Source organism: Variovorax sp. WDL1 (assembly GCF_001541225.1).
Taxonomy (GTDB): domain Bacteria; phylum Pseudomonadota; class Gammaproteobacteria; order Burkholderiales; family Burkholderiaceae_C; genus Variovorax.
The window spans coordinates 2,536-11,417 of sequence record NZ_LMTS01000077.1; the positions used below are offsets into that span (position 1 = coordinate 2,536).

The window sequence follows — 8,882 nt, forward strand, 5'->3', positions numbered from 1 at the left end:
GCGATCAGGTGCGTGGCATGGCCCTTGAACACGGCATCACGAGGCTTGGGTGTTTCGAGCGCGCCGCTCTCGAGCTGCGCACGCACGGCCGGCGGCACCTCGATGCGATAGCGATCGAGGATGGCCAGCGCATCGGCGCAGGTGGTCGCATCGGGCACCGTGGGGCCGCTGGCGATCACTGCCGGGTCGTCGCCGGGTACATCGCTGATGGTGAGCGTCACCACCTTTGCGGGCCGGCAGGCCGCGGCGAGCCGTCCGCCCTTGATGCGCGACAGGTGCTTGCGTACGCAATTCATCTCGCCGATGTGGGCGCCCGATTCGAGCAGCTGCTTGTTGATGCGCTGCTTGTCCGCCAGCGTCAGCCCCTCGGCCGGGAGCGTGAGCAGCGCCGAGCCGCCGCCGGAGATCAGGCACAGCACCAGGTCGTCGGCCGTGAGGCCCTGCGTCAGCGCAAGGATGCGCTCGGCCGCTTTCAGGCCAGCCTCGTCCGGCACCGGATGCGCGGCCTCGACGATCTCGATGCGCTGCGCCAACCCGTCGGGCCGCGGCGGGATGTGGTCGTAACGCGTGACCACCAGCCCCGAGAGCGGCGCATCGGCCGGCCACAGCGCCTCCAGCGCCTGCGCCATCGAGCCGCCGGCCTTGCCGGCGCCGAGCACCAGCGTGCGGCCCTTGGGTGGCTTGGGCAAGTGGGCGCCCATGCTGTCCAGCGGCAGCGCGCGCCGGACCGCGATCTGGTAGAGCCGTTCGAGAAAATCGCGCGGCGCGGCGTGCGGATCGGGCAGGTCTTGGGATGAGTTCATTGCTTCAAGTCTCCGTTGCCCGGATTGTCCACGCCCCCGCCGCGGCACGCCCCAGGGCCCGCTAGTTGGTCTTCGCGCCGCCCTCGAACCACTTCGCGATCAGCGCACGCTCGGCATCGGTCATGCCGGTCGAGTTGTTCATCGGCATGATCTTCGTCACGACCGCCTGCTGGTAGACGCCCTGCGCATGCGCGGCCACCTGGTCGGGTGTGTCGAGGCGCACGTTCTTCATCTGCACCTGGGCGCCGTGGCACATGTAGCAGCGCTGCTCCAGCACCTTCTTGACGTCACCGAACGCCACCTTCTGCGAGGCGGCGGCGCTGGCCATCGGCGCGGCGGCGGGCTCGGGCCGCATCCACACGATCGACATGCCCAGCACCACCACGCCGACCATCGCATAGGGCAGCGGGTTGCCGGCGTTGCCCAGCTTGAAGCGGTGCCGCACCACGAAGAACTGCCGGATCGCCGCGCCGCCCAGCATGATCAGCAGCAGCACGATCCAGTTGTACTTGTGCGTGTAGGTGAAGCTGTAGTGGTTGCTCAGCATCGCGAACAGCACCGGCAGCGTGAAGTAGGTGTTGTGCACGCTGCGCTGCTTGCCGCGGGCGCCGTGGACCGGGTCCACCGGCCGGCCCTCGCGCAGCGCCTGCACGTTCTTGCGCTGGCCCGGGATGATCCAGAAGAACACGTTGCCGCTCATGGTCGTGGCCATCATTGCGCCCACCAGCAGGAAGGCCGCGCGGCCGGCGAACCACTGGCAGGCCAGCCAGGTGGCGAAGGCGATGAAGACCGCCACCAGCACGCCGACGATGGTGTCGCCGTTCTTGCGCCGGCCGAAGATCTGGCAGATGCCGTCGTAGACGATCCAGAAGACGACGAAGAAGGCCAGCGCCACGCCGATGGCGGCGCCGGGCTGCCAGTCCATCTTGGACTTGTCGATCAGGTAGGTGCTCGCGTTCCACAGATAGGACATCGTGAAGAGCGCGAAACCGCTGATCCAGGTGGAATAGCTTTCCCAGTAGGACCAGTGCAGGTGGTCCGGCAGCCTCTTGGGCGCCAACGCGTACTTCTGCATGTTGTAGAAGCCGCCGCCGTGCACTGCCCACTGCTCGCCGCCGACGCCCTTGTCGAGGGACTCCTTGTCCTGCGGCTTCTCGAGGCTGTTGTCCAGCATCACGAAGTAGAAGGAGGCGCCGATCCACGCGATGGCGGTGATGACGTGGACCCAGCGCAGCAGCAGATTGGCCCAGTCGAGGTAGTAGCTTTCCATGTGCTCAACCTTGGTTTGGACTGCTCACCACTGCGGGCGCTGTAAGCAGAGAAAAGGCCGCGAACGCAGGCCCCTGGAAAGGCCTCGCTCCGCTGCGGCTTGTGGACTGGAGTGTATACACTTCTGCGATTGATATCGAGCGCTTTTCTTCGCACGGCGTGCTGGAAAACCCTGAGCGATAGCAAGCAAGCCCCATTCCAGGAACACCGCGGAACCGGCTTTGCCGGCCCGCTGGTGTTGCCCCCGGCAGGGGGTGGGCGGCTACACGAAGTGAGCCAACCCGGGGGGGAGTGTCAGTAGCTGTGCCGCGACCGCCACCGCGATCACCTCTGGTTCCTTGCCCCCAATACCCGGTATGCCGATGGGGCAAGTGATGCGCGCCAGCTCGTCAGCCGTGAATCCGCGCGCCTCCAGCCGGTGGCCGAAGGTGGCCCACTTGGTCTTGCTGCCGATCAGGCCCACGTAGGGCAGGTCGTTGCGCGCGCGCAGGCGCTTCAGGCAGGCGATGACGATGTCCAGGTCCTCGGCATGGCTGAAGCTCATGATCAGCACGCGCGACCCGGGCGCGAGCTGGGCCACCGCATCCTGCACCGGATCGGAATGCTCGGTCTCGATCTGCGCCGGCAGCGCATCGGGGAACACGCCGTCGCGGCTGTCGATCCAGCGCACCTTGAAGGGCAGCGTCGACAGCAGCCGCGCGAGCGCCGCGCCCACATGGCCGCCGCCGAACAGGGCCACCGGCTCCAGGTGCGCCAGCAGCTCGGCCTGCAGCGCCTTCGCATCGGCCGCCGCGATGCGCCGGTACGACAGGAAGACCACGCCGCCGCAGCACTGGCCGAGGCTCGGGCCGAGCGGATAGCGCCGCACGCCCTCGATCGCCGCGCCGCCGAGGAGCCAGCCGCGCGCCTCGTCGGTCGCCTGGTACTCCAGCTGCCCGCCGCCGATGGTGGCGGTGAGGCCATCGGCCCACACGGCCATCCAGGTGCCGGCCTCGCGCGGCGCGGAGCCCTGCGTCTTCTCGACGCGCACCAGCACGCCCTCCTCGCCGCGCGCGAGGCGCGCCAGCAGTTCGTCGACCATCCCGTTCATCCGCGAAACCTCCGGTTGCGCCGGGGCCCTGCGCCCACGGTATAAATCCCAGCATGACATTCACGCTGCTCGCCACGCCCCTGCGCCGCGCCTTCGCGGCCGCCCTGACCATGGCCCTGGGCCTCGCCGGCTGCGGTGGCCTTCCGGGATCGACCGGCTCCGTGCCCGGCCAGCTCAGCAGCGCGACCGCCCAAGCCTCCGGCGCGGCCCCGCGCCCCTCGAACGCCGGCACCCCACGCGAATACAAGCAGGACGCCGCCCGCCACATCTACGCACGCAACGGCAACCGGATCTACGCCGGCAAGCTGCCGCCGCTGCTCTACGCCATCGGCACGCTCTCGGTCAGCCTCGATGCGAACGGCCGCGTGACCGGAATGAACTGGATGCGCGCGCCCAAGCACGCCCCCGAAGTGATCGCCGAGATCGAGCGCACCGTGCTGAGCGCAGCGCCCTACCCGGCCGCGAGCCGCATCGGCAAGCTGACCTGGACCGACACCTGGCTGTGGGACAAGAGCGGGCATTTCCAGCTCGATACGCTCACCGAAGGACAGCTCTCGCAGTTTCAGGATCCGCGGTAGGTGGAGTAGCTCCAAGGGCTCACCAGGAGCGGCACATGGTAGTGCTGCTCGGCATTCGCGACACCGAAATCCAGCGCCACGCGATTCAGGAAATTCGGCTCGGGCAGTTGCACACCGCGTGACTTGAAATAGCCCGCCACGTCGAACACCAGCCGGTAGGTGCCCGCCTTCAGCGCGCCGTCGGCATAGAGCGGCCCATCGCTGCGGCCGTCCGCGTTGAGCCGGAAGCGCTTCACCAGTGTGGCGCGGGCGTCCTCCCCGCTGACTTCGGTGGTGTAAAGCGCGACCTCCATGCCGGCCGCGGGGCCGCCGTGCATGGTGTCGAGAACGTGGGTGCTCAGGCCCATGGTGATGCTCCTTCAGAAAGACGTTCCAGGTCATTCGGGAAATTCCGGTCGACAAAAGTGTATACACTTCCCGGCTTTGGGTCTATCATGAAAAACATGGATTCGACCACCACCCGCGCGATCGTCGATGCGCTCACCAAGGCCATCGTGGAGCACCGGCTGCAGCCGGGCAGCAAGCTGGCCGAGCAGAAGCTGGCCGATCACTTCGGCGTCTCGCGCACCCTGGTGCGGCAGGCGCTGTTCCAGCTCTCGCAGAACAAGCTGATCCGGCTCGAGCCCGCGCGCGGCGCCTTCGTCGCGGCGCCCGAGGTCGACGAGGCCAAGCAAGTCTTTGCCGTGCGCCGCATGCTGGAGGCCGAGATGACGCGCGAGTTCGTGCGCAGCGTGACGCCGGCCAAGATCAAGGCGCTCAGGGAGCACGTCGCGCTGGAGAAGGCCGCGGTCTCGGGCGAAGACGTCTCGGGCCGCACCGAACTGCTGGGCGACTTCCACGTGCGCATGGCCGAACTGATGGGCAACCAGGTGCTGGCGCAGATCCTCGGCGAACTGATCTCGCGCTGCGCCCTCATCACGCTGATGTACCAGAGCGCGAGCGCGGCCGAGCATTCCAACGACGAGCATGCCGACATCGTGAAGGCGCTGGCCGCCAAGGACGAGGAGCGCGCCGTGCGGCTGATGACCGAACACCTGCTGAACGTCGAGGCCAATCTCGTTTTCGACCGCAAGGTCCCCACGCACGACATCTCGGTGGCACTGGCCGCCTGATCCTCGTCATGAGCAACGTCTACGACACCACCCTGCCCTATCCGCGCGACCTGGTCGGCTACGGCCGCAACCCGCCGCATGCGCAATGGCCCGGCGCGGCGCGCATCGCGGTGCAGTTCGTCCTCAACTACGAGGAAGGCGGCGAGAACAGCGTGCTGCACGGCGACGCAGGCTCGGAGCAATTCCTTTCCGAGATGTTCAACCCGGCGAGCTACCCGGACCGGCACATCAGCATGGAGGGCATCTACGAGTACGGCTCGCGGGCCGGCGTCTGGCGCATCCTGCGCGAGTTCGAGAAACGCGGTCTGCCGCTCACGGTGTTCGGCGTCGGCATGGCGCTGGAGCGCCACCCCGAGGTGACGGCCGCCTTCAAGGAACTGGGCCACGAGATCGCCTGCCACGGCTGGCGCTGGATCCATTACCAGAACATGGACGAGGCCGCCGAGCGCGAGCACATGCGCCTGGGCATGCAGGCCATCGAGAAGCTCACGGGCGAAAGACCCCTGGGCTGGTACACCGGCCGCGACAGCCCCCGCACGCGCCGCCTGGTGGCCGACTACGGCGGCTTCGAGTACGACAGCGACTACTACGGCGACGACCTGCCTTTCTGGATGAAGGTGCAGAAGACCGATGGCACGGTGGTGCCCCAGCTCATCGTGCCCTACACGCTGGACTGCAACGACATGCGCTTCGCGCTGCCGCAGGGCTACTCGCATGCAGACCCCTTCTTCCAGTACATGAAGGACAGCTTCGACGCGCTCTACGCCGAGGGCGACGAGGCGCCGAGGATGATGAGCATCGGCATGCACTGCCGCCTGCTCGGACGCCCCGGCCGCATCACGGCGCTGCAGCGCTTCCTGGACCACATCGCCAAGCACGATCGCGTCTGGGTCTGCCGCCGGCTCGACATCGCGCGCCACTGGAAGGCGGCGCACCCCTACACCGAATCGAAGGGAGCCTGACATGGCCCTGAGCATCGAACAACTCAACGCCGCCGCGCCCGACCAGTTCGCGGCCCTGCTCGACGGCACCTACGAGCATTCGCCCTGGATCGCGCAGCGCGCCGCCGCGGCACGGCCCTTCCGCTCGCTCGCGCACCTCAAGCATGCGTTGGTGCAGGTGGTCTCCAGCGCCCCGGAAGACGAACAGCTCGGCCTCATCCGCGCCCACCCCGAACTCGCCGGCAAGGCCATGGTCAGCAAGACGCTGACGGCCGAGTCCACCCACGAGCAAGGCAAGGCCGGCCTGACCGAGTGCACGCCCGAGGAGTTCGCGAAGATCCAGCAGCTCAACGCCGGCTACAACGCCAAGTTCGGCTTTCCCTTCATCCTCGCGGTGCGCGGGCCGCGCGGCACGGGCTTCGGCAAACGCGAGATCATCGACACCTTCGAGCGCCGGCTGCACCACCCCGCGGACTTCGAGCGCGGCGAGGCGCTGCGCAACATCCACCGCATTGCCGAGATCCGGCTGGACGACAAGTTCGGCGTCACGCCCGCGCTCGGTAATCTGGTGTGGGACTGGCACGAGCAGCTCTCGGTGCACACCGACCCCGGCTATGCCGAGAAAGGCCAACTCACCGTCACCTACCTGACCGAGGCGCACCGCGCCTGCGCGCAGCAGATCGCAGGCTGCATGCGCGACGCCGGCTTCGACAGCGTGGAGATCGATGCCGTGGGCAATGTGGTCGGCCGCTACGAGGGCACCACGCCGGATGCAAAGACGCTGCTCACCGGATCGCACTACGACACCGTGCGCAACGGCGGCAAGTACGACGGGCGGCTGGGCATCTTCGTGCCCATCGCCTGCGTGCGCGAACTCAAGCGCCAGAACCGCCGCCTGCCCTTCGCCTTCGAGGTCGTCGGCTTCGCGGAAGAAGAAGGCCAGCGCTACAAGGCCACCTTCCTCGGCTCGGGCGCGCTGACCGGGCATTTCGATCCGAAGTGGCTGGACCAGAAGGACGCCGACGGCATCACCATGCGCGAGGCGCGCGCGATCGCCGGGCTGAAGGAAGAGGACATCCCGAAGCTGAAGCGCGACCCATCCAAATACCTGGGCTTCGTCGAGGTGCACATCGAGCAGGGCCCCGTGCTGACCGAGCTGGACCTGCCGCTGGGTATCGTGACCTCGATCAACGGCGGCGTGCGCTATGTCGGCGAAGTGATCGGCATGGCCAGCCACGCCGGCACCACGCCGATGAACCGCCGCCGCGATGCCGCCGCCGCCGTGGCCGAGCTGATCCTCTACGCCGAGAAGCGCGCCGCCAGGGACGGCGACTCGGTCGCCACCGTCGGCATGCTGGAAGTGCCCAGCGGTTCGATCAACGTGGTGCCGGGCCGCTGCAAGTTCAGCCTGGACATGCGCGCGCCCAACAACCCGCAGCGCGACAAGCTGACGGCCGACGTCCTGGCCGAGCTCGTGGCGATCTGCGAGCGGCGCGGCGTACGCCACACGATCGAAGAGAGCATGAAGGCCTCCGCAGCGCCCAGCGCTCCGGACTGGCAGCAGCGCTGGGAGAAGGCGGTCGATGCGCTCGGCGTGCCGCTGCACCGCATGCCCAGCGGCGCAGGGCATGACGCGATGAAGCTGCACGAAGTGATGCCGCAGGCCATGCTCTTCGTGCGCGGCATCAATTCCGGCATCAGCCACAACCCGCTCGAATCGAGCACCAACAACGACATCCAGCTGGCGGTCGAAGCCTTCCAACTGCTGCTCGATAATTTGGCCAGCGAGAAAGCGCACTGACATGACGACCAACGACTACGACAGGCTCGACGCCTGGATCGACGCGCATTTCGACGAGGAGGTGCGCTTCCTCCAGCAGATGGTGCGCGTGCCCACCGACACGCCGCCCGGCAACAACGCGCCCCATGCGGAGCGCACGGCCGAGCTGCTGGAAGGCTTCGGCTTCGTGGCCGAGAAGCATCCGGTGCCCGCGCAGGAGGTCAAGGACTACGGGCTGGAGTCGATCACCAACCTGATCGTGCGCCGCAAGTACGGCAGCGCAGGTCCCACGGTGGCGTTGAACGCGCACGGCGACGTGGTCCCGCCCGGCGAAGGCTGGACGCACGACCCCTACGCCGGCGAGATCGAGGACGGCCGCCTCTACGGCCGCGCGGCGGCGGTCAGCAAGAGCGACTTCGCGAGCTTCACCTTCGCGCTGCGCGCGCTGGAGGCGGTGGCGAAGCCGGCCAAGGGCAGCGTCGAGCTGCACTTCACCTACGACGAGGAATTCGGCGGCATCCTGGGCCCGGGCTGGCTGCTGAAGAACGGCCTGACCCAGCCCGACCTGATGATCGCGGCCGGCTTCAGCTACGAGGTGGTGACGGCCCACAACGGCTGCCTGCAGATGGAAGTCACCGTGCACGGCAAGATGGCCCACGCGGCCGTGCCCGCCACCGGCGTCGATGCGCTGCAGGGCGCGGTCCACATCCTGAATGCGCTCTATGCGCAGAACACGCTCTACCAGCAGGTCACGTCGAAGGTCGAGGGCATCACGCATCCCTACCTCAACGTGGGCCGCATCGAGGGCGGCACCAACACCAACGTGGTGCCCGGCAAGGTGACGTTCAAGCTGGACCGCCGCATGATCCCCGAGGAGCATCCGGCCGAGGTCGAGGCCGCCATCCGCCAAGTCATCGCCGATGCCGCGGCACAGGTGCCGGGCATCACGGTCGACATCAAGCGCCTGCTGCTGGCCAATTCGATGAAGCCGCTGCCCGGCAACAAGCCTCTCGTCGACGCGATCCAGAAGCACGGCCAAGTGATCTTCGGCGAGCCGATCAAGGCCATGGGCACGCCGCTCTACACCGACGTGCGGCTCTATGCCGAAGCCGGCATCCCGGGCGTGATCTACGGCGCCGGCCCGCGCAGCGTGCTCGAATCGCATGCCAAGCGCAGCGACGAGCGCCTGGTGCTGGAAGACCTGCGGCGCGCAACCAAGGTGATCGCGCGGACCCTGCACGACCTGCTGGCCTGAATGCGCCGGTGCCGGCGTATCCGGCTGGCGCAGCGGCTCAGCAGCTGCCGTTGC

9 protein-coding genes are annotated in these 8,882 nt (G+C 67.8%); 5 read left to right on the forward strand and 4 right to left on the reverse strand.

The window, feature by feature from the left end:
* The 3 genes from APY03_RS43600 to xdhC form a co-directional block, all read right to left on the reverse strand.
* The coding region (locus tag APY03_RS43600) for a glycerate kinase type-2 family protein (protein ID WP_232324229.1) at positions 1 to 803 on the reverse strand (803 nt) is incomplete at its 3' end.
* A gap of 61 nt (positions 804 to 864) precedes the next feature.
* Positions 865 to 2,073, reverse strand: a complete 1,209-nt coding sequence (locus APY03_RS11025; RefSeq protein ID WP_068676731.1) for a urate hydroxylase PuuD — start codon at positions 2,071 to 2,073, stop codon at positions 865 to 867.
* 261 nt (positions 2,074 to 2,334) lie between these two features.
* A complete protein-coding gene (xdhC, locus tag APY03_RS11030; protein WP_068676733.1) occupies positions 2,335 to 3,162 on the reverse strand; it encodes a xanthine dehydrogenase accessory protein XdhC in 828 nt (275 codons plus the stop codon).
* A gap of 53 nt (positions 3,163 to 3,215) precedes the next feature.
* Between xdhC and APY03_RS11035 the strand changes: the two genes are divergently transcribed.
* Positions 3,216 to 3,740, forward strand: a complete 525-nt coding sequence (locus tag APY03_RS11035; RefSeq protein WP_068676736.1) for a hypothetical protein — start codon at positions 3,216 to 3,218, stop codon at positions 3,738 to 3,740.
* On the opposite strand, the gene uraH is transcribed toward APY03_RS11035, so the two are convergent.
* The gene (uraH, locus tag APY03_RS11040) at positions 3,725 to 4,087 is read right to left on the reverse strand and encodes a hydroxyisourate hydrolase (RefSeq protein ID WP_068676738.1); all 363 of its coding nucleotides are present in this window, start codon (positions 4,085 to 4,087) and stop codon (positions 3,725 to 3,727) included. The two genes, APY03_RS11035 and uraH, sit on opposite strands and share 16 nt — an antisense overlap.
* Positions 4,088 to 4,174: 87 nt before the next feature.
* Between uraH and APY03_RS11045 the strand changes: the two genes are divergently transcribed.
* The 4 genes from APY03_RS11045 to APY03_RS11060 are packed head-to-tail and all read left to right on the forward strand — an operon-like array spanning position 4,175 to position 8,828.
* Positions 4,175 to 4,852, forward strand: a complete 678-nt coding sequence (locus tag APY03_RS11045; RefSeq protein ID WP_068676740.1) for a GntR family transcriptional regulator — start codon at positions 4,175 to 4,177, stop codon at positions 4,850 to 4,852.
* Positions 4,853 to 4,860: 8 nt separating this feature from the next.
* Positions 4,861 to 5,814 carry an allantoinase PuuE gene (gene puuE / locus APY03_RS11050; protein WP_068676741.1) on the forward strand — a complete coding sequence of 318 codons (954 nt, stop codon included), beginning with the start codon at positions 4,861 to 4,863 and terminating at the stop codon, positions 5,812 to 5,814.
* A gap of 1 nt (position 5,815) precedes the next feature.
* Positions 5,816 to 7,594: a 2-oxo-4-hydroxy-4-carboxy-5-ureidoimidazoline decarboxylase gene (uraD, locus tag APY03_RS11055; protein WP_068676742.1), complete on the forward strand. Its 1,779-nt coding sequence runs from the start codon at positions 5,816 to 5,818 to the stop codon at positions 7,592 to 7,594.
* 1 nt (position 7,595) lies between these two features.
* Positions 7,596 to 8,828 carry a M20 family metallopeptidase gene (locus APY03_RS11060; RefSeq protein WP_068676744.1) on the forward strand — a complete coding sequence of 411 codons (1,233 nt, stop codon included), beginning with the start codon at positions 7,596 to 7,598 and terminating at the stop codon, positions 8,826 to 8,828.
* The last annotated feature ends 54 nt before the right edge of the window (positions 8,829 to 8,882 follow it).

What these genes read in the sequence shown, in the direction of transcription:
- APY03_RS11025 (WP_068676731.1), bottom strand. Translation starts at nt 2,073, where the DNA reads ATGGAAAGCTACTACCTCGACTGGGCCAATCTGCTGCTGCGCTGGGTC.
- xdhC (WP_068676733.1), bottom strand. Translation starts at nt 3,162, where the DNA reads ATGAACGGGATGGTCGACGAACTGCTGGCGCGCCTCGCGCGCGGCGAG.
- APY03_RS11035 (WP_068676736.1), top strand. Translation starts at nt 3,216, where the DNA reads ATGACATTCACGCTGCTCGCCACGCCCCTGCGCCGCGCCTTCGCGGCC.
- uraH (WP_068676738.1), bottom strand. Translation starts at nt 4,087, where the DNA reads ATGGGCCTGAGCACCCACGTTCTCGACACCATGCACGGCGGCCCCGCG.
- APY03_RS11045 (WP_068676740.1), top strand. Translation starts at nt 4,175, where the DNA reads ATGAAAAACATGGATTCGACCACCACCCGCGCGATCGTCGATGCGCTC.
- puuE (WP_068676741.1), top strand. Translation starts at nt 4,861, where the DNA reads ATGAGCAACGTCTACGACACCACCCTGCCCTATCCGCGCGACCTGGTC.
- uraD (WP_068676742.1), top strand. Translation starts at nt 5,816, where the DNA reads ATGGCCCTGAGCATCGAACAACTCAACGCCGCCGCGCCCGACCAGTTC.
- APY03_RS11060 (WP_068676744.1), top strand. Translation starts at nt 7,596, where the DNA reads ATGACGACCAACGACTACGACAGGCTCGACGCCTGGATCGACGCGCAT.